General features: G+C 66.5%; 18 protein-coding genes. 14 read left to right on the forward strand and 4 right to left on the reverse strand.

Annotated elements, in window-relative coordinates:
• Positions 1 to 29 precede the first annotated feature (29 nt).
• A complete protein-coding gene (locus FKZ61_RS11150) occupies positions 30 to 2,009 on the reverse strand; it encodes a glycosyltransferase family 39 protein (protein WP_141610198.1) in 1,980 nt (659 codons plus the stop codon).
• Positions 2,010 to 2,389: 380 nt separating this feature from the next.
• Between FKZ61_RS11150 and FKZ61_RS11155 the strand changes: the two genes are divergently transcribed.
• From FKZ61_RS11155 to FKZ61_RS11165, 3 genes are all read left to right on the forward strand, one after another.
• Positions 2,390 to 3,391 carry a trypsin-like peptidase domain-containing protein gene (locus FKZ61_RS11155; RefSeq protein ID WP_141610199.1) on the forward strand — a complete coding sequence of 334 codons (1,002 nt, stop codon included), beginning with the start codon at positions 2,390 to 2,392 and terminating at the stop codon, positions 3,389 to 3,391.
• 336 nt (positions 3,392 to 3,727) lie between these two features.
• On the forward strand, positions 3,728 to 4,543 hold the full coding sequence (gene trxA / locus FKZ61_RS24275; RefSeq protein ID WP_141610200.1) for a thioredoxin: 816 nt from the start codon (positions 3,728 to 3,730) through the stop codon (positions 4,541 to 4,543).
• Between the two features lie 15 nt (positions 4,544 to 4,558).
• On the forward strand, positions 4,559 to 4,780 hold the full coding sequence (locus FKZ61_RS11165) for a DUF2905 domain-containing protein (protein ID WP_141610201.1): 222 nt from the start codon (positions 4,559 to 4,561) through the stop codon (positions 4,778 to 4,780).
• 134 nt (positions 4,781 to 4,914) lie between these two features.
• Here FKZ61_RS11165 and FKZ61_RS11170 read toward each other — a convergent pair whose 3' ends face one another.
• Positions 4,915 to 6,030, reverse strand: coding sequence for a mandelate racemase/muconate lactonizing enzyme family protein (locus FKZ61_RS11170; protein WP_170199582.1), 1,116 nt, complete (start codon positions 6,028 to 6,030; stop codon positions 4,915 to 4,917).
• Between the two features lie 187 nt (positions 6,031 to 6,217).
• Between FKZ61_RS11170 and FKZ61_RS11175 the strand changes: the two genes are divergently transcribed.
• From FKZ61_RS11175 to FKZ61_RS11185, 3 genes are all read left to right on the forward strand, one after another.
• Complete coding sequence (locus FKZ61_RS11175) at positions 6,218 to 6,730, forward strand: MarR family winged helix-turn-helix transcriptional regulator (RefSeq protein ID WP_141610203.1); 513 nt, start codon at positions 6,218 to 6,220, stop codon at positions 6,728 to 6,730.
• Positions 6,731 to 6,873: 143 nt separating this feature from the next.
• Positions 6,874 to 8,616, forward strand: coding sequence for an ABC transporter ATP-binding protein (locus tag FKZ61_RS11180; RefSeq protein ID WP_141610204.1), 1,743 nt, complete (start codon positions 6,874 to 6,876; stop codon positions 8,614 to 8,616).
• A complete protein-coding gene (locus FKZ61_RS11185; protein WP_141610205.1) occupies positions 8,609 to 10,468 on the forward strand; it encodes an ABC transporter ATP-binding protein in 1,860 nt (619 codons plus the stop codon). The genes FKZ61_RS11180 and FKZ61_RS11185 overlap by 8 nt, the downstream gene beginning before the upstream one ends.
• 101 nt (positions 10,469 to 10,569) lie before the next feature.
• On the opposite strand, the gene selB is transcribed toward FKZ61_RS11185, so the two are convergent.
• Positions 10,570 to 12,504: a selenocysteine-specific translation elongation factor gene (gene selB, locus FKZ61_RS11200; protein ID WP_141610206.1), complete on the reverse strand. Its 1,935-nt coding sequence runs from the start codon at positions 12,502 to 12,504 to the stop codon at positions 10,570 to 10,572.
• Between the two features lie 9 nt (positions 12,505 to 12,513).
• Entirely contained in the window at positions 12,514 to 13,836 is a 1,323-nt protein-coding gene (locus FKZ61_RS11205) for a coiled-coil domain-containing protein (protein ID WP_141610207.1), read from the reverse strand.
• Positions 13,837 to 14,519: 683 nt separating this feature from the next.
• Here FKZ61_RS11205 and FKZ61_RS11210 point away from each other — a divergent pair.
• From FKZ61_RS11210 to FKZ61_RS11245, 8 genes are all read left to right on the forward strand, one after another.
• A complete protein-coding gene (locus tag FKZ61_RS11210; RefSeq protein WP_141610208.1) occupies positions 14,520 to 15,692 on the forward strand; it encodes a glycosyltransferase family 4 protein in 1,173 nt (390 codons plus the stop codon).
• Between the two features lie 26 nt (positions 15,693 to 15,718).
• Positions 15,719 to 17,008, forward strand: coding sequence for a glycosyltransferase (locus FKZ61_RS11215; RefSeq protein ID WP_141610209.1), 1,290 nt, complete (start codon positions 15,719 to 15,721; stop codon positions 17,006 to 17,008).
• Between the two features lie 21 nt (positions 17,009 to 17,029).
• Positions 17,030 to 18,121, forward strand: a complete 1,092-nt coding sequence (locus FKZ61_RS11220; protein WP_141610210.1) for a Gfo/Idh/MocA family protein — start codon at positions 17,030 to 17,032, stop codon at positions 18,119 to 18,121.
• Positions 18,122 to 18,264: 143 nt separating this feature from the next.
• Positions 18,265 to 18,804 carry a glycine/sarcosine/betaine reductase selenoprotein B family protein gene (locus FKZ61_RS11225; RefSeq protein WP_141610211.1) on the forward strand — a complete coding sequence of 180 codons (540 nt, stop codon included), beginning with the start codon at positions 18,265 to 18,267 and terminating at the stop codon, positions 18,802 to 18,804.
• Positions 18,805 to 18,822: 18 nt separating this feature from the next.
• Positions 18,823 to 19,131 carry a hypothetical protein gene (locus tag FKZ61_RS11230; protein ID WP_141610212.1) on the forward strand — a complete coding sequence of 103 codons (309 nt, stop codon included), beginning with the start codon at positions 18,823 to 18,825 and terminating at the stop codon, positions 19,129 to 19,131.
• On the forward strand, positions 19,131 to 19,505 hold the full coding sequence (locus FKZ61_RS11235) for a hypothetical protein (protein WP_141610213.1): 375 nt from the start codon (positions 19,131 to 19,133) through the stop codon (positions 19,503 to 19,505). The genes FKZ61_RS11230 and FKZ61_RS11235 overlap by 1 nt, the downstream gene beginning before the upstream one ends.
• Positions 19,506 to 19,577: 72 nt before the next feature.
• Positions 19,578 to 20,063 (forward strand): peptidylprolyl isomerase, encoded by a 486-nt coding sequence (locus FKZ61_RS11240; RefSeq protein ID WP_141610214.1) that lies wholly within the window; start codon positions 19,578 to 19,580, stop codon positions 20,061 to 20,063.
• 119 nt (positions 20,064 to 20,182) lie between these two features.
• Positions 20,183 to 20,467 carry an Lrp/AsnC family transcriptional regulator gene (locus tag FKZ61_RS11245; RefSeq protein WP_141610215.1) on the forward strand — a complete coding sequence of 95 codons (285 nt, stop codon included), beginning with the start codon at positions 20,183 to 20,185 and terminating at the stop codon, positions 20,465 to 20,467.
• Positions 20,468 to 20,487: the final 20 nt, after the last annotated feature.

Genomic DNA, 20,487 nt, shown 5'->3' on the forward strand with positions numbered 1-20,487 from the left:
TCACAATGGAGTTTGTAATGGTATACGGCTCATTCGACCGTGATCTCCCCCAACAGGCCTTCCAGGCCGAGGGGATTGCCGGCCCCGTCCACCAGGCCGAGGGGCTCCAGCGTCTCCGCGTCGTAGACCAGCAGACGCAGCTCATAACGGCCAGGCGGGATCTCCGGCGGCTCCAGCATGTAGACGTTCAGGGGCCGGTCGGTAAACGTCCACTCGGCCGGCAGCAGGTGCCGGTCGTTGAGCAGCCGCTGGTCGCTCTGGGCCAGCCGGGCACCCTCGCCGTCGTACAGGGCCACCCGGGCCTTCAGGGGCCGGTCCACGCTGCCGTCTGGCACCCGCTGCCAGCGCAACACCACGGGGATCTTCTCGCCGGGGGCCAGGGGCCGGGTCGGCAGGGAGACGGCTTCCGTCTCCACCGCGGCGGCGAAGCGAAGTTGCAGGGGTACCAGGTTGGGGGCCAGCTCAAAGTGGTTGGGCGGCGCGAGCTGCCACCAGTCGATGGAGTAGCCCTGGAACCACTTTTCGCCGGCCCGTTCGCCCTCCTTGTCCAGCAGGAACGCCACGGCCCTGCGGGGATCGGTGTCGCTTTCGAACCACTGCACCCAGAAGACCCGCTCTGCCTCCCCTGCCCACTGGTTCAGGCGCTGGTCCACGGTGTTAATGTCCACGAACAGATAGCGGGCAGGGGCAGCCTCCGGCCCCTGGGGCTCCACCTCCGGGTCGATGGCGTAGCGCCCGTAGTAGAAACCAAAGGGATACTTCTGGTCCACAAACACCACATCCCCCGGCTGGACCGTCTCCCGCAGCCAGGCAGTCACCCCGCGGATGTCCTCCCGGGCAAAGCGGGGATCGTACAGGTCCCCATGGACGCCAGCAGCCAGGCCCACTCCCAACACCAGCAGAACGGCCGGCCATAGGGGACGCCAGAGCCGTCCCAGGCGGGCCAGGGCCAACCCCATGAGCGCGTACAGGGCCGGGGTGACGAAACTGCTGTAGCGGACGTTGAAGGCGCCCCGATCCAACACTGCGATGTAGTATAGGCTCAGTCCACCCAGGAGCCAAAATACCAGGAAGGGGATATGGCGCCCGCCCCAGGAGAGCCGGGTCAGCCCGACCCCCACCAACACCAGGACGCCCCACAGCCAGAGCGGCCCCAAGCCGGCCAGGCGCTCCGGGGTGAAGGCATAGCCGCCCAGGTAGGCCTGCCAGTTCTGCCACAGGTATTCGGCGACGGTGGGCACCACCAGGTTCGGGTTGGCGTAGGTGGGGATCTGGCGCAGGGCAATGGGGGTCACCGGCGCCACCAGGATCAGGCTGGCCAGGCCGCTACCCAGGAGGCGCCGCCACTCCTGTCGAGGCTGCTCCTGGAAGAGGGTCCACAGGCCCCACCAGACGTACCAGGCCACCAGGATGAAGGCTGCGTTGTAGTGGGTCAGAAAGGCCAGAGACGAGAAGAGGGCATACAGCCCCACAGGCACCCACCCCCGCCAGCCGGGCGGCCGGAGTCGGGCCGGCTCGGTGGCGGCCAGCAGGGCCAGGGCCGCGGCCAGGAGCAGGGCAAAGCCCACGGTGTACATGCGGGTCTCCTGGCTTTCAGCCAGCCAAAAGGGGGAGACCGCGGCCAAAAAGAGGACCATCCCGGCAGCTTCCTGGCTGCCCACCCGCCGGGCCAGGGCAAAGAGGAGGGCCACTCCCAGCACGCCGGCCCAGACACTCAGGAAACGCATCAGGAAGGCCAGATGTACGGGATCCAGGGAGGGGGTGGCGCCGGCCAGGCGGCCCCACAGGTGCAGCAGCCAAAAGTAGACGGGGGGATGGATGTCCAGCTCGGGCGCAGTGGCGATGTGGAGAAAGGGGCGCAAGGCCACGTCGATGTTGCGGGCCTCGTCCCACCAGATGTCCTGGCGGGTCAACTCCTGGAGGCGCAGGGCAAACGCCGCCAGCAACAACACCATCGCCACCCCTGCCCCCGACCAGGAGCGGGATGGCCTGATCCTGCGTCGAGCCATGTCCACATCCACACTCACTGAAAGCCATCCTCAACTTGCTGGCGCTAGTCCAGTCTGGCGTCAATACCACGGCAGAAATTCCGGGTGCCCTCTGGGCGCACCCCCTCTGGTGGGAACTGTCGGCGAATTTCTGTCGGGATTGACCAGGCCCCGGTCGTACGGGGTCGCCGAATGGCCCATTTTAAACGACCCCAGCCGGGTACGCCAAAGTATCGGGGCCCGCAACGGGCAGGCACAGGGGGCGGCCCCTACAATTGGGCGCGGCCCTCGGCCCCGGTGGCCGGGTGGGCAGGCTCCGGCTTGACATCCCGCCCAAGTCCGCCTACGATCCCAGGGCCGTTGGACGCGTCCATCCCCCCATTCCCACCTGGAGGATACCCATGCCCTGGGATACCAACCTGATCAATCTGCGGGACATGCTGGCCGGTCTCTACTGGGACGTGGGCGAGGCCCGCCGGGTGGCCCAGGAGGCGGGCCTGAATGTGCTCCAGATCAGCTTCCAGCCCAAGCCCATCAACAACTGGCACAACATCCTCACCGAGGCCATGAACCAGGGGGGCGATGCCATCCAGGCCATCATCGACGTGGCCCGCAAGGAGTACCCGCGGAACGAACAGCTGCTGGACCTGGCCCAGCGCCACGCCCTCTCCGCCGTCCGCGGGCCGGACATCGCCACCGAGCTGGAATGGAAGGTGCCCGAGGAGGGCGAACACTGGGAGAAGATCATCGGCGTCCAGAGCACCCTGCTGCCCATCGCCTTCCTGGAAATCGGGCTGCAGAAGGCTCGCTCCGTGGCGCGGGTGGTCCGGGGAGACGGCGACACCGGTTCCGGCTTCCTCACCGAACACAACCTGCTGGTGACCAACCACCACGTCCTGCCCACCGCCCAGGAGGCCCACCAGGCCCGGGTGGAATTCAACTACCAGAAGACCGCGGACGGGCTGGACTGTCCGGTCAGCACCTTCCGGTTGGATCCGGACAGCGGCTTCGCCACCGCTGCGGAGGATGACTGGACCCTGGTGCGCATCCTGGGCGACGCCAACGCCGAGTGGGGCGCGCTGCCCCTGCGTCCGGCCACCCCCCGCAAAAACGACCGGGTGATCATCATCCAGCATCCCAGCGGCGGCCCCAAACAGATCGCCATGTACCATAACATGGTCGCCTACGTGGACGACCGCCGCATCCAATATCTGACCGACACCCTGCCCGGCTCATCCGGTTCCCCCGTCTTCGACCACGACTGGAACGTGATCGCGGTCCACCACAGCGGCGGCTGGCTGCGGGAACCGGGCTCCAAACAGGCCTTCTACCGCAACGAAGGCATCCACATCAACCTGGTCATCCAGGGCATGCAGCGCCTGCTGGGCACCTCCTCCGGATGATGCCCCAGCGAGGCATTGAAATGCCTCGCCATCGGGCGGATGGATGGACCACGGTTGAATGGGGTCCTACCCTCTGCGCCCTCTGCGTCTCGGCGGTGTTTGTTATCGTGACATCAAAGGCGCTACTGCACAAAGGTCAAATTAGGACGCTGACCCACGCAGATGGACGCTGATTCGGGTGATTCTCTCCTGCGCTTCTTTGCGCCTTTGCGTTCAAAAACGCCCTTTTTGCAGGGGAGTCGTCAAACAGATCGCAAACACAACGCTGATGCAGCGTTGACACGCAGATGGGAGAATGGAGGGGAAGCAGAAAGAACGAGGGCAAGGGGGAACATTATGGCCATCGATACGGTCATTCATACCAATCAATATAGCATCGACCGGGTGCTGAAGGCCGGCGTGCCGGTCTTGCTGGTGTTCTGGCGCCCGGATGCCAAACCCAGCACCGAGCTGGATCCCACGTTGACGGATCTGGCCGCCCGCTTCGCGGGCAAGGCGATCATCGCCAAAATCCATGCCGGCGAGGAAGAGACCCTGGTGCGGCGCTACGGCGTACGCGCCCTGCCGACGCTGGTGTTCGTCAAGAACGGGGAAGTGGTCGCCCAGGCCGAGGGGGCCGCCCAGGCCGGGGCGTTGGAAGCCTGGCTGCGCTATCTGGTGGAGGGCGGCAGCCGCCCGGCCCTGCCCAGCGGACCGGCGGTGCCCCTGCGGGAGCCGGCCCGCACCATGGCGGGAGCCAGCACAGGCCAGCCACAGCCCAGGCCCGCCAGCCGGCCCACCGGGCAACGTCAACGCCCGCGGCAGCCCGCGGGCCAGCAGCCCCCGGCCAACGGCAAGCCGGTCACCCTGACCGACGCCAATTTCCAGCAGGTCATCAACGGGCCGCAGCCGGTCCTGGTGGACTTCTGGGCGCCCTGGTGTGGCCCCTGCAACATGGTGGCGCCCGCGGTCGAACAACTGGCCCAGGAGTTCCAGGGCCGGGCCGTGGTGGGCAAACTCAACGTGGACGAAAACCAGCGCACGGCCCAGCAGTATCAGATCATGAGCATCCCGGCGCTCTACATCTTCAAGAATGGCCAGGTGGTGGACCGGCTCATCGGCGTGCAGCCCCTGGCCGCCCTGCGCCAGCGCCTGGCTCGACATGTGAACTGACGCGAGGGACGAATCATGGCGGAAATGGGTCGCATGCTCATGTGGATCGGGGCCATGCTGTTTGTCATTGGCCTGATCTTTGCGTTCGCCGGTCGCATCCCCGGGCTGGGTCATCTGCCGGGAGACATCGTCTACCGGCGGGGGAACTTCACCCTCTACGCGCCCCTGGGTACCATGATCCTGCTGAGCATCCTGCTCACGGTGGTGCTCAACCTGGTGGCCCGGTGGATGCGCTGACCGCTGATAGCGACTGGGTCGGCATCCTCAGATGCCGACCCAGTCGCTATGGTGGTCCATGGGCGGCGTGAGCATCCTCAGACGCGTTGTAATCTGTGGAATCTATGGCTGAAAAGAAAATGCAAAGATAGGGATCAATGGGCCACCGACCCATCGGCATGGAAGTAGCCGGTAATCTTCTGGGGTCGGTAGGGGAATTGGGCCAGGCGGCTCTCCACGATCTCCACGCCGATGCCGGGCCGGTCGGAGACCCGGATGTACCCCCCTTCCCGGGTGACGGGCTCATCCACGATTTCGTTGTAGGCGTCGGCGAAGGTATGGCTCTCCATGAGCACGTAGTTGGGGATGGCCGCGTCCAGGTGCACGAAGGCGGCCACGTTCACCGGGCTGCCCATGAGGTGGGGGAAGATGCCCACGAAGGCGGCCTCCGCCATGCCGGCGATCTTTTTGAGCTGGGTGAAACCACCGGCCAGGGAGAGGTCCGGCCGGATCAGGCTGACCACCTGACGGTCGATCAGATCCTTGAACTGCTGGATGGCATAGAAACGCTCGCCCGTGGCGATGGGCAGATGGACGTGGCGGGCCACATAGGCCAGCGCCTCCACACTCTCCGGCGGCAGGGGATCCTCGTAGTAGAGGAGCCGGTACGGGGCCAGCTCACCGGCCAGCACAATGGCCTGCTCCGGCCGCAGGTTGCGGTGGATCTCCACCCCCAGGTCGATGCCATCGCCCACGGCTTCCCGGATGGCCGCCACAATGGCCACCGCATCGTCGATCACCTGGGTGGGGGTCTTCTGCTCCCAGTCGGGGAAGAAGGGCATGGTGCGCAACGACAGATAGCCGGCTTCCACCTGCTCCCGGGCGCTCTCGGCCCGGGCCTCCACACTGTCCCCCACCACGTTGGCGAAGACCTTGACCCGATCCCGGCATTTGCCGCCCAGCAGCTGGTGGACCGGCAGCCCCACCGACTTGCCCAGGATGTCCCACATGGCCATGTCCAGCGCACTCAGGGCCGCGCTCAACACCGCGCCGGCAAAGTGGGTGTTGCGCGAGACCACCTGATAGTGGTGCTCCATCCGCCGGGGATCCTTCCCCACGTAGTAGTCGCTCAGCTCCTCGATGGCATGGTAGACGCTCTTATGGTGCGCCCAGAGACCCGCCTCGCCGTTGCCCACGATCCCTTCGTCCGTGTAGACCCGGACCAGCAGGAATCGGTCCACCAGAAATGGGGTAATCCGCTCGATTTTCATGGCTACTCCTGAGCTGGGGTTTGTGAGCTGGGGTTGATAAAGGATGCCCACCCATTGTACCACAGCCTTCCGCCCCACCCCCGTTCCATTTTGACAGAAATTACTTTGCCGGCTAATATTATGCCGGCAAAGTAATTCACGTGCAGTCCCCGTGGCCGGGATTCGTACGGCCACCGTCAGGAGCACCATGGACCATCCACCGGGCGACCGCCCCCCTGAAAACCCAGCCAGAAGCTCATCAGGCGAAAAGACACCCCAGGATACCCCGGGGCACGACGAGTCCCTGGACCGGCTGCTGGTCCACGTCTGCCGGCTCCACTACGTGCGCGCCCACGCCCTGCTGGAAGAGATCGGCCTCTACCGGGGCCAGCCGCCCCTGTTGGAGGCCCTCTGGCAGCAGGAGGGGCGCACCCATTCCGAGCTGGCCGCCCTGCTCCACATCCATCCCGCCACCGTCACCAAGATGATCCAGCGCATGGAGCAGGCGGGCTTTGTGGAGCGCCGCCGGGATCCCCAGGACCAGCGCGTCTCCCGGGTCTACCTCACCCAGGCGGGCCGGGATATCCGCCAGCAGGTGCGGGCCATCCAGCGGCAGATGGAAGCGGACGCGTTCGCCGGCCTGGAGCCAGCCGAGCGGGAGCAGATTCGCCGGCTGCTGGAGCGAGTCCGGGACAATTTGGCGCGTCTGGCCAGCCTGTGACGGGTAGGTGGCCGCGTACGTAAACCCATGCTTCTGGCATGGTGCGTAGTCCGTGGAGAGGCCCACGCACCATGCGCCACAACATCCACAGGCACATTGACGCCGCTTTGCACGACACAGACACAAAAAGGCTATCTGCTGCAATGAAATCCTTTCGAGAACTGATCCCCTTTCTCCGGCCCTATCGGCTGGCCGTCTTCATGGCCCCGCTCTTGATGCTCGTCGAAGTCGCCATGGACTTGATGCAGCCCCGCCTCCTGGAGCAGATCGTGGACCGCGGCATTGCCCAGGGCAACATGCGCCTGGTGATCCAGACCGGCCTGCTCATGGTGGGCCTGGCGCTGGTGGGCGCGGTGGGCGGCGTGGGCAACACCTTCCTGGCTGTGCGCATCGCCCATCGCTCCGGCGCAGACCTGCGGGATGCCCTCTTCGCCCGGGTACTGGACTTTTCCTTCGGCAACCTGGATCGCCTGGAGACAGGACAGCTCGTCACCCGCCTCACCAACGACGTGACCCAGGTCCAGGAGGTGGTCCTGATTCTGGTGCGCATTCTGGTGCGCGCGCCCCTGCTGCTGGTGGGCAGCCTGATCATGGGTGTCCTCACCAGCCCCAGGCTGGCCCTCCTGCTGCTGGCCCTCTCCCCCTTCATCCTGGGGCTGCTCTTCTGGGTGATCGCCCGGGCCCATCCCCTCTTCGCTGCGGTGCAGGAACGGCTGGATCGGGTGAACACGGTGATGCAGGAGAATCTGGCCGGCGTGCGGGTGGTCAAAGCCTTTGTGCGCAGCGCCTATGAGCAGACACGCTTCGGCCAGGCCAACGACGCCCTGCGGGACCAGACCATCCAGGCCATGCAGCTGATGGCCCTGGTGATGCCCCTGATGATGCTCTTCGTCAACCTGGGCGTGGTGGGGGTGATCTGGTTCGGCGGCCGCATGGTGGTGGGTGGCCAGCTGGCCGTGGGTCAGATCATCGCCTTCGTCAACTACCTGCTCCAGGCCCTCTTCTCCTTGATGATGGTGGGCATGCTGCTGGTGCGGGTCTCCCGAGCCGCGGCCTCGGCCGATCGCATCGTCGAGGTGCTGCATAGCCAGCCGGACATCCAGGACCGCCCGGACGCCGGCGACCTGGCCCAGGTGCAGGGCCAAATCTGCTTCGAGGATGTGACCTTCAGCTACAACGGCCAGGCCCAGCCGGTGTTACAGGAGATCCGCTTCAGCGCCAGCCCCGGCGAGACGGTGGCCATCCTGGGTGCCACCGGTTCCGGCAAGTCCAGCCTGGTGCACCTGATCCCCCGCTTCTACGATGTGAAGGCCGGCCGGGTGCTGGTGGATGGGGTGGACGTGCGCCAGGTACGGCAGGCGTCCCTGCGGCGTCACATCAGCGTAGCCCTCCAGGAAGCCGTGCTCTTCACCGGGACCATCCGGGACAACATCCGCTACGGCTGTCCCGACGCCAGCGAGGAGGAAGTCATCGCCGCGGCCAAAGCAGCCCAGATCCACGATTTCATCGTCCAGCTTCCCGAAGGCTACGACACCCGGGTGGGCCAGCGGGGCGTCAACCTCTCCGGCGGCCAGAAGCAGCGCATCGCCATCGCCCGGGCCCTGATCCGCCGTCCGGCCATCCTCATCCTGGACGACAGCACCAGCGCGGTGGATGTGGAGACGGAGGCCTGCATCCAGGAGGCCCTGGCCAGTGCCATGGCCAACCACACCCGCATCATCATTGCCCAGCGCATCAGCTCGGTGGTGGCTGCCGACAAGATCATCGTCCTGGACAACGGCCGCATCTGCGGCATGGGAACCCACCAGGAGCTGCTGGCCACCAACCCGATCTACCAGGAAATCTACACTTCCCAGTTGGGAAATGGGGTGAAACAACATGGCTGAACAACGGACCCAACCACGCCAGGTTCCTCCGCTCTTGGGGCCGGGCGGCCCCGGCGGGCCGGGTGCCGGCCTGGGCAGCGGCCAGAAACCGCGGGATGCCCGGGGCACCCTGCGCCGCATCTGGGGCTATTTGCGCCACCAGAAACAGGGATTGGCCTTCGTCTTCCTCATGAGCGCCCTGAGCACCGGCCTGGGCCTGCTGGGCCCCTGGCTCATGGGCATGGCCATCGACGACTACATCATGGCCGGCGACCTGGTGGGGCTGGCCCGCATCGCCTGGCTGATGCTCATCGTCTACCTGCTCACCTCCCTGACCACCTGGCTCCAGACCTACGCCATGGCCGCGGTGGCCCAGCAGGCGGTCCACGCCATCCGCCGGGATCTCTTCGCCAGGCTGCAAACCCTCTCCCTCCGCTTCTTCGACCAGCGCCCCCATGGCGAGCTCATGAGCCGCCTGACCAACGACGTGGAGAACATCTCCAACGTCCTGACGGAGGGTGTGACCCAGTTTTTCGCCAGCATCCTGATGCTGGTGGGCGTGGCCGCCATGATGCTGGCCCTCAACGTGCGCCTGGCCGCGGTCAGCCTGGTGACCATCCCCCTGATGGTCTCCCTCACCTCCTGGGTGGCCCGGCGGACCCGCAGCGGCTTCCGGGCCCAGCAGCGTACCCTGGGCGAACTGAACGGCCTCATCGAAGAAACGGTGACGGGCGAGCGGGTGGTGAAGGCCTACGGCCAGGAGCAGGCCACCCTGGACGCGTTCCGCAAGGCCAACCAGGCCTATCGGGATGCGGCCATCCACGCCCAGACCTACGCGCTGATCCTGGGGCCCATGACCAACTTCGTCAACAACGTGGGCTATGCGGTGGTGGCTTGCGCCGGCGGCTGGATGGCCCTGCTGGGCTGGGTGACCGTGGGCACCATCGCAGCGTTCGTCAACTATGCCCGGCAGTTCGGCCGCCCGCTGAACCAGATCGCCAACCTCTACAACGCCATCCAGTCCGCCATCGCCGGCGCCGAGCGGGTCTTTGAAGTGCTGGACGAAGTGCCGGAGATCACCGATGCGCCCGGCGCCATTGCCCTGTCCCAGATTCGGGGGGAGGTGATTTTCGAGGATGTCTCTTTCAGCTACGACGGGAAGACGCCGACCCTCAAGGGGGTGAGCCTCCACGCCCGACCGGGCCAGGTGGTGGCCCTGGTGGGCCCCACCGGCGCGGGCAAGACCACCATCGTCAACCTGCTCACCCGCTTCTACGACGTGGACTCGGGGCGGATCACCATCGACGGCCACGACATCCGTCACATCCAGGTGGATACCCTGCGCCGGCACCTGGGCATCGTGCTCCAGGACACCTTCCTCTTCTCCGGCACGGTGATGGAGAACATCCGCTACGGCCGGCTGGACGCCACCGACGAAGAGGTCTACCAGGCAGCCCGGCTGGCCAATGCGGACCACTTCATCCGCAGCCTGCCCCAGGGGTACCAGACCCTGCTTTCCGAACGGGGCAGCAACCTGAGCCAGGGGCAGCGCCAGCTCCTGGCCATCGCCCGGGCCATCCTGGCCGCGCCCCAGATCCTGATCCTGGACGAGGCCACCAGCAGCGTGGACACCCGCACAGAGCTCCAGATCCAGGAAGCCTTTCTACGCCTGATGCAGGGGAGAACCAGCTTCGTCATTGCCCACCGCCTGAGCACCATCCGCAACGCCGACCAGATCCTGGTCATCCGCGACGGTCAGGTGGTGGAGCGGGGACGCCACGAGGAGTTGCTGGCCCGCCGGGGATTCTACCACCAGCTGTACACCAGCCAGTTCCACTTTGTGCTGCCAGAACACCCGTACAGCCCGGCGTAAAAGCCGCGGCAGAAATTGGCGGCGTTAAAATTGGCGGCGTTAAGAGGCATCCTGGGCGGCCCGGCGTGTTGGATGCCCCCATCGTCTGGCGGGCGCCGTCCTCAGCCATCCACCAGGCCGGCCCGCAGCACCCGCAGGTCCCCCTCCCGGCGGGTGATCCGTCGGGCGTCCATCTCTTCCAGCAGGGCCTGGGCATACTTGCGGCTGGTCTGGAGCAGGTCCCGAGCCTGGGCCAGGGTGATGGTCCCTTGCTCCTGGAGGAAGGCCTGGACCTGGGCCACCGCGGCTTCGAATTCTTCCCGGCGGAACAGGACGCCGCCCCCCAGGCGCACCAGTTGCCCCTGCTCGATGAGCATCTCCAGCAGGGGCTCGTCGCCGCCCAGCAGGCGGAGGACGTCGCCAGGGTTGGGGGGAGACATGCCGGCCCGGGCAAAGGCCGCGAGCAGGCGGTCCACCCGGGCCTGCTGCTCGGGGGAGGGGCGGGGCACAAAGCCCGGCAGCCAGACGACGCTGTCGTCGGCCTCCAGCAGGCCCTGCTCCTGGGCCCGCTGGATCAGCGCGTTGAAGATCCGGACGGAGAGGCTGCCGCCATCCCGCTGGCCCAACACCCGGCTACGCAACTCCCCCCGGGGCATCCCCCGCCGCAGGGGAAACTGGGCATGGAAATGCTCCACCTGGCGGGCCATCCGCCCAACCAGCTCCTCCCACGCCTCGGGCGTCAGCCAGACCGGCTCGCTGCCGGCATCCAGGGCCAGGGCCGCGCCGCTCCGCTGGAGCTCGGCCAGGGTTTCCTGGGCCACGGCCAGGTCCAGGCCGCTGTGGGCGAAGAGTTCTGCCGCCGGGGTGAGGGGGAAGCGGGCGAGGGTCTGAAGCAGGATCTCGTCCGGCGTGCCCTGGGCCAGGGTCTGAAAACGTGCCAGCACGGCGGGGTCAAAGCGGCGCCATCGGCGGCGGGGATGGGGGTTGAGGATCTGGCCGCCGCCCAGGGTCATGCTGGGAGAGGGCTGGCGCAGGATGTAGCGGTCGCCGGCTGCCACCACCACCGGCCGGGCCAGGCGCAGCTGGAGCCAGCCCTGCTGGCCGGGTTCCAGGCGTTCCGTCCCCAGGAGGCGCACCCGGGCCGGCACCTCCGCGGCGCCGCTGAAAAAATCCACAGGCTGGTTGTGGGTCAGGGGCTTGGGCGCGTCGGCCAGGAGGCGAAAGGAGACGTCCACCAGGAGGGTGGGCTCCAGCGTGCCGGGCTTGACCACCACATCCCCCCGGTGGATGGCGTCGGCGCTGACGCCGCTGAGGTTAATGGCCACCCGGCTGCCCGGCGCTGCCCGCTGGATGGGCTGCCGATGGGACTGGAGCCCCCGGATCCGGGCCGAAATGCCCGGCGGCAGGATCTCCACGGCGTCCCCGACGGCCAGGTGACCGTCGCTCAGGGTGCCGGTGACAATGGTGCCGAAGCCGCTGAGGGTGAAGACCCGGTCCACAGGCAGGCGGGGGCGTCCCCGCTGGCGGCGAGGGGGGAGATCTCCCAAAAGCCGGGCCAGGGTCTGGCGGAGCTCGTCCAGGCCGGCGCCGGTGCGGGCGCTGACGGGGACGATGGGCGCCCCGGCGAAGCGGGTTTCCTGGAGCAGCTCGGCCACGTCCAACTCCACCAGCGCCAGCCACTCGGGATCGTCTACCAGATCAACCTTGGTGAGGGCGACCATGCCCGTGGGCACGGCCAGCAGGTCCAGGATGGCCAGGTGCTCCCGGGTCTGGGGCATGACGCCTTCATCGGCGGCGATGACCAGCACGGCCGCGTCGATGCTGCCCACGCCGGCCAGCATGTTCTTGATGAAGTCGATGTGGCCGGGCACATCCACAATGCCCACGCTTTCCACCGAGCCATCGGGCTGGGGCAGGTCCATCCAGGCGAAGCCCAGGTCGATGGTGAGTCCCCGGGCCTTTTCTTCCTGGAGGCGATCCGGGTCGATGCCGGTCAGAGCCCGAACCAGGGTGGACTTGCCGTGGTCCACGTGGCCGGCGGTGCCGATAACGCGCATGGAAAAGCCCTAGCCCCGGGGGGCGCCGTTCTTCTGCTCGGCCGAGTTGTCGCCGGTCATCACGCCGGGCGTGCGACGGCCGGCCACCTGGCTGGCGTAGAGTTCGGCGTTGCGCCGCTGGCGCTGCCACTCCTCCTCCATGGTGCGCACCTTTTCGTCCCGCTCTTTGACCGCGTTCTGCATGCCTTCCAGCCAGGCCTGGGCGGTGGTCAGGAAGTAGTTGCCGTAGGTTTCCTGCAACTTCCAGAGCTGTTGGATGAGGGCCTCGTGGACCTTCAGGTCGTGGTGGATGGGGGGGAAGCGCTCCACGATCTCCCGGTTGAACTTGTCCTGCTCGGACCAGAGATGTTCCTGGCGTAGCTCGGCCTTGCGGCGTTTCTTCTCGAAATCTTCCCGGAACTCGTCCATCTCCCGGCGGGTGCGCTCTTCGGCCAGGCGCTGGAGCTCCTGCACCTGGCTCTGCTCCCGCAGGATCAGGTCCTTGAACTCCTGCATCTCGTGGACGGCCCGGCGGCTGATGTCGATCTGCTGGGCGAAGTTCTGCACCCGCTCGTAGGCCTGGTTGACCAGGGACTTGTGTTCTTCCAGGGTCTCCTGCCAGCGGGCGATGACCTGTTCCCGGTCGACGATGGTGGAGCGGACCTTCTCCATGAAGGTGACCTGCTGCTCCCGCAGGTTCTCCACCATGGGTGGGATCTTCTCCACCTCGTTGGCCGTCTTGCGCACGCTTTCTTCCAGGATGGGAATGCGGCCGGACACGGCTTCGATGCGCTTGAAGAGCTCCACCGTCTCCTGTTGAAGCTGGGCGATGCGTTTGGTGTCGCTGGTGCGCTGCTCGGCCAGGAAGGGAATCTGGCGGGTGCGCTCCTCGATCTCCTTGGCCAGGGCGCCGATCTGGTTGCGCACGCCCATGATCAGCTCGGAGAGCCGGTCGTCCTCCACCGAGCGGATGTCGATGGCTTCTTCCAGGCGGGTGATGCGGGGCAGCTCCTTGCGCAGCTCGCTGATCTCCCGGCTGAGCATCTCCCGGTCGCTCAAGCGGGCCCGCTCCAGCTCCCGTTGCCCCTGGACCCGGGCCTCTTCGATGCGCTCGATCATGCCGGCCAGCTCGTGCTTGGTGTTTTGGATCGCGTGCTCGATCTGGCCGAACTTGGCCAGGTGTGCCTGGGTGCCGGCCACCCGGCTCTCGAGTTCCTGGATGCGCCGGGCCTGCTCGATGATGTCGGCGGATTGGGCCTCGATGCGCTGCTGCAGCCGTGCGATCTCGGCGCGATCCCGACGGTGTTCTTCGTCCAACCAGTTGACCATCTGGGCAAGTTGGGCTATGTCCATGGTATCTCACCTCAAGTGTCAGGCTCATCGACCGCCTGGGTCGATTCAGCCAGCGGCAGCGCGCTGGCGAAGGTCTGCATCCAGGTTCGCGGAGTAGATGAGCGAAGTATCAGATCCATCCTATTGGCGCGAAACGTTCTTGATTATACCATTGCCGGAAGTGGGCCATCAAACGGGCCTGGATCGGGGGGTATAGTTCAAGATCGTCGGCGTTCGCCCATCGGACGCCGACGTAGGGGCGCTGCTTGCTGCGCCCGGCACGGACAGGGCAAGTCACGGACAGGGCAAGTCACGGACAGGGCGGGGACCCCTCTGGGCCCCTGTCCCTACAGCCTGCACCGACAAATATGAAATATACCTGGATCGGGGATGCGTCGCTGTTCAGCGTTCATCGGCGTGAATCTGCGTCCTTTTTTCACGGCTTTCACGGCAGGATGCCGATTCCCCGTCGAAATCGTAAACGACTGAAACTGACTCTGGCGTCTGGAGGGAGCGGAGAAAGGCGCGGCTTTGGTTTGACCAATGGCAAAGTCGGCTGCTAAAATGCCGTCAACTTTTGGTTGCACGGGCCACCTGGGTAGGTGTCAGCGTAGACAGATGACCCTGGCTGTGGTAGCAGATGGCATTGTGGCCGGCACGGTCGGTGTTCGTTCCCTGCAGAGCTTCCCAATGAGAATACCACTATGCAAATTGGCGTTGATGCTCGGCTGATGTACCATCAGCCTGCCGGGATCAGCCGGTATACCTGGCACTTGCTCCATGCCCTGGCGAAACTGAACCAGCGTGATACGTTTACCATTTTCCAGCACCGCAAGCACCGGACCCCCCTGATTTCTCAGCCCAATTTCCGCCGGGCTACCTTGTTCGCGCCGGTCCACACACGGCTCGAGCAGTTCATGCTTCCCCTGGAGCTGCTCCTGCACCCGCTGGACCTGCTCCACAGTCCGGACTTCATTCCGCCCCTGCACGCGGCGGTGCCCACGGTCATCACCGTCCATGACCTGGCCTTTCTCCACTGGCCCCACTTCCTGACCAAGGACAGCGCGGCCTACTACGGCCAGATCGACCGGGCCGTGCGCCGGGCGCGCCACATCATCGTGCCCAGCGAAAGCACCCGCCAGGACCTGATCGCCCAACTGGGCGTCCCCCATAACAAGGTGAGCGTCATCTACGAAGCCGCGGACGCCCGCTTCGTGCCCCTGCCCCAGGAGACCACCCGGCAGGAGGTCTGCCGCAAGTTCGGCCTGCCGCCCACCTACGTGCTCTTCGTGGGGACCATCGAGCCGCGCAAAAATGTGAACGGCCTGCTCCACGCCTTCCGCTACCTGCTGGACAAGTACGGGTTGCGGGATGTGGGCCTGGCCATCGCCGGGGGCAAAGGCTGGCTATACGAAGAGACCCTGGCCACCATCGAAACCCTGAACCTGCAAAAGCAGACCTTCCTCCTGGGCCGGGTCAGCGACGACGACCTCCATAAGCTCTACGTGGGAGCTCGCTGCCACGTCCACGCCGCCCACTACGAAGGCTTTGGCCTCCCACCCCTGGAAGCCATGGCCTGCGGCACCCCTACCATCGTCAGCAACGTGAGCAGCCTCCCCGAAGTGGTGGGCGACGCCGCCCTCCTGGTCCACCCCAAAAACTGGGAGGAGATCGCGGTGGCCCTCCACCGTCTGCTCACCGACGATGACCTCCACGCCGAGCTGCGGGCCAAGGGGCTGCAACGGGCCCGCTGCTTCAGCTGGGAAATCGCCGCCCGCAAGACCCTGGAAGTCTATCAACAGGCGCTGACATCGCCGTCCTCCCTGCCCGCCGCCGGGCGCACGCCCGCGTCCTCCCGGCCGGCCAATCGCCTGTAGCCCGCGGAGTGATCCAGGCCAAGGACATGCGGATTCTGGTACTGACGCCCCAGCTTCCCTATCCCCCGCGCCAGGGCACCACCATCCGCAACTACAACCTGATCCGGGAGCTGGCCAGGCGACACCAGGTTGACCTGGCCACCTTCCTGGCCCCTGGCGAAGCCCTGAGCCCGGAGAATCGCCTCCACCAGCACTGCCGGCGCATCCTCACCGCCTCCCAGCCAGCACGCAGCCTGGCCCAACGGGCCTGGACCACCCTCACCTCCAGCCGGCCCGACATGGCTCTGCGGCTGGAAAGCCCCGCCATGCATCGCCTGGTACAGGAGCTGGCCCAGACAGAGGCCTATGACATCGTCCAGGTGGAGGGGATCGAGATGGCCCAGTACGGCCTGCAGGCGGTGAGGGCCAGCCGGGAAGGCCGCCCAGCCCTGATCTTCGACGATCACAACTGCGAGTACCTGCTCCAGCAGCGCAACGCATTCACCGACCTTCGCCAACCCCGCCGCTGGGTGGCCGCCGCCTACAGCCTGATCCAGTGGCTGAAACTCCGCCGGTACGAGGCCCACATCTGCCGGGCCGCGACGGCCACCGTGGCCGTCAGCCCGGCCGACCGTGAGGCCCTCCAGCGCATCGTGCCCGACGTCCCCGTGGCGGTGGTGCCCAACGGCATCGATCTGGAAGCCTATCGCCCGGCCCCGGCCCAATCAACCAGTCCCAACCTGGTCTTCACCGGCAAGATGGACTACCGTCCCAACATCGACGCCGCCCTCTGGTTCGGCCAACAAGTGTTGCCCCGGGTTCGGGAGCAGATGCCCGAAGCCCGCTTCCAGATCGTGGGGATGAACCCCCACCCGCGCCTGGACGTATTGCGCAGCGACCCGGCGGTGGAGATCACCGGTGCCGTGCCGGATACCCGACCGTACATCCACGCCGCGGCCGTCTACGTCATCCCCATGCGGGTGGGCGGCGGCACCCGCTTCAAGGCGCTGGAGGCCATGGCCTGCGGCAAGGCCATCGTCAGCACCCGCCTGGGGGTGGAGGGCATTCCCGTGACCCACGGCCAGGAGCTCCTCCTGGCCGACACACCGGACGCCTTTGCCGCCGCCGTGGTTCATCTGCTGCAGGATCAGGCCGAGGGCGGCGCCCAGGGCCGGCAGCTGGGCCACCAGGCCCGCCGCTTTGTGGAAGACCACTACGGCTGGGCCCAGATCGTCCCCAGGCTGGAGGCCGTCTATCAGGCTGCCCTCCAGCCTGGAACCGGAACTGGAAACGGCCCATCCGTCTTTCGTCCTTCGTCGACCTCGACCGAAGAGTGAACGATGACCGAGGAGTGAACGATGCAGACAAGCGAACGAACCGTCCGGGTCGGTTTTATCGGCGCAGGCTGGACCGAACGGGTCCAGATCCCCACCTTCCAACTGGGTGGCCTGACCGCCCAGGCCATCTGCGCGGGCCACGTGGAGAACGCCCAACGGGTGGCCCAGCGCTGGGGCATCCCCGAGGTGTACGCATCCTGGCAGGAGCTCATCACGGCCGAAACGGTGGACGTGGTGAGCATCGTCACGCCGCCCTACCTCCACCGGGAGATGGCCGTGGCCGCCCTGCAGGCCGGCAAGCACGTCATCTGTGAAAAGCCGGCGGCCCTCAACGTAGCCGAAGCCGAAGCCATGCTGGCCGCGGCCCAGGCCGCGCCCGATCAGATGGCCATCCTCGACCATGAGCTGCGCTTCCACCCCCTGCGGGCCCAACTGCGCCGGCTGGTGCGTAACGGCTACGTGGGCAACGTGCTCACGGTCAACATGGACTGGCGCTACCCCTACCGGCTGGACCCGGCTACGCCCTTCAGCTGGCACCATGACGCGACCCGGGGCGGCGGCATGCTGGCCGCGCTGGGCAGCCATCTGTTGGACCTGGCCCGCTGGATCTTCGGGCGCATCGAGGCCATCAGCGCCCGGCTTCAGATCGGCCACTACTATCGCACCGACCCGGCCACCAACACGCCCCAGCAGGTCACCGCGGACGACCACGCGGAGCTGTGGCTGCGCTTCCACAGCGGCGCCCAGGGCACCCTGGTGGTCACCGGTCTGGACCCCGAACACCGGGGCATGGCCCTGGAGGTGGTGGGCACCGATGGCGCCCTGCGCCTGGACCGGTCGGATCGGCTCTGGGGCAAGCGAGGGGCCGCCTTCCCCAACGGCGAGTGGGAGCCCATCGAGCCGGAGGAGCCCCTGGTGGATCGCGCCCAACTGCCCATCGACACCCCCTTTGCCGTGGGCAGCTACTACCTGGCCCGGGCCGTGGCCGGCGCCCTGAGCACCGGCGTCACCACCCTGCCCGATGCGGCCAGCTTCTACGACGGCCTGGCCGTCCAACGGGCCCTGGACGCGGCCCGGCGCAGCCATGGGGAGATGCGTTGGGTGCAGCTATGACGGGCGCAGCCAGCAGCACCCGCCTGCGCCGCCCTGTTGTTGACGTTATTGCGCGGGCGGTGATTTCCCACTACAATGAAGACCTGTTGGCCCGCCCCCAGACTGCAACCGGTGACAACTGCAACCGGTAAAAGAGGAAACATATGGCCCAAACCGACCGTGGCTCCTGGCTGGAACGTCTCAGCAACCGCATCTTCGCCATCCCATCGGTGGCCCAGTGGTGGGCCCGCTGGCGGGCCGGGCGCATGCCCGCCGTGATCGATCCAGCCACCGGCATCCCCTTTGCCCGGCTGGCGAAGCCCCTGGCCCAATGCCGGGCCGCCCTGATCACCACCGGCGGCGTCCATCGGGTCGACCAGCGCCCCTTCGACATGGAAAACCCGGACGGCGACGCCACCTATCGGGAGATCCCGGGGGACGTGGCCCTGGCCGAGCTCACCATCACCCACAAGTATTACGATCACCGGGACGCGGACCAGGACATCAACGTCATCTTTCCGCTGGAACACTTTCGCGACCTGGCGGCGCAGGGCGTCATCGGCCAGGTAGCCCCACGCCATTTTGGCTTCATGGGCCATATCGATGGCGAGCTGATCCAGGTACTCACCCGGCGGACCGCGCCGGAGGTGGCCCAGAAGCTGCGGCAGGATGAGGTGGACTTTGCCCTCCTGACGCCGGCCTGAGGGCTGTGCAATCGGTCCGTGGGACTGATCGCACGAGCCATCGAATCGGTGGGGATCCCCACCGTGGCCATTTCCCTGGCCCGGGATCTGACCGAGGCCGTCGGCGTGCCCCGGGCGGTCTTCGTCCGCTGGCCCCTGGGCCACCCGTTGGGGGAGCCCCACGCGCCGGCCCAGCAGCGCACGATGATCTTCGAGGCGCTCAAACTGCTGGTGCATGGCCGACAGCCAGGCCAGATCGTGGAGCCGGGCTTCCGCTGGCGGCGGGAGAGATACAACGAACCGAACTGGGACGCCTTGCAAAACCCGGAAACCCTGGATACGCCCTGATGAGCCTACACGACCGTCCGTCGGCCCCGGCGCCGAGGCTGCGCTGGACCGGCATCCTGTTCGCCCTGGCCGCCAATCTCTTCCTGGTCACCGCGGCCCACCTGTTCGTCGGGCGGCTGTTCGGGCCAGGGGCCCTGGCGCCAGAGCTGTTGGCCACAGTAGCCGCGCCCGTACTGGCCGGCGTGGCCACGGCCCTCTACGTGGAGAGCCGGGGCGCCATGCACGCCTTCATCGGCGGCATGGCCAGCGCCGTTCTCCTGGGCTTGCTGGTCTTTGCCGGGGTGTGGCAGATGGCCATCTTCGCCGGGGCCTTCTGCACCCTGGGCGGTGCGCTGACGGAGATCCTCCTGCGGCGTCGCCGCCGGGATCGTTGACCAGGTGAAACTTTCGACTGAAACCTTGATTGAAACCTTGATTGAAATCTTGTAAGGAAAGGACAAAACCCCATGCCCCATAAACAGTGGTCGCAGCCCCCCGCCATGCAGATCGACCCCGACAAGCGCTACACCGCGCAGATCGAGACCAACCGGGGGACCATCGTCCTGGAGCTCTATCCCGAGTACGCGCCCAAGACGGTCAACAACTTCGTCTTTTTGGCCCGGGAAGGCTTCTACGATGGCGTCTCCTTCCACCGGGTCATCAGCGACTTTGTGATCCAGGGGGGCGACCCCACGGGCACCGGCCGGGGTGGCCCAGGCTACCGCTTCGAGGACGAGGTGAAGGACAACCCCCTGCGCCACGAGACCGGCGTCATCTCCATGGCCAACGCCGGCCCCAACACCAATGGCAGCCAGTTCTTCATCACCCACTCGCCCCAGCCCCATCTGGACGGCAAACACACGGTCTTCGGCAAGGTGATCCAGGGCCAGGATGTGGTCAACGCCATCCGCCAGGGGGACAAGATGCTCAAGGTGGTCATCCGGGAAGAGTGAGGGAGGCGGCTTCAGGGTTCGTCGATTGGCAATAGCAACGTAGTGGGTGGTGCGTAGAGCGTGGTTCATGGATCGGTGGATGCCCTACGCACCTCGCGCCAGAAGAGAGGAGGCAAGCGATGGTAACCGCAATTGTGCTGATCAACGTCCAACATGGTCGCATCAACGAGATTGCCGAGCAGCTGGTGGAGATGGATGGGGTGGCCGAGGTGTACTCGGTGGGCGGCCGCTTCGACCTGGTGGCCATCATCCGGGTCAAGACCAACGAACAGATGGCTGACCTGGTCACCAACCGCATGTTACGCATCGACGGCATCGAAAAGACCGAGACCCTGATCGCGTTCAAGGCCTACTCCAAGCACGACCTGGAGCGCATGTTCGCCATCGGCATCGAGCGGGCATAGGCCCACCCGCAGCCGGGGCG

It is taken from the genome of Litorilinea aerophila (assembly GCF_006569185.2).
Classification (GTDB): Bacteria; Chloroflexota; Anaerolineae; order Caldilineales; family Caldilineaceae; genus Litorilinea; species Litorilinea aerophila.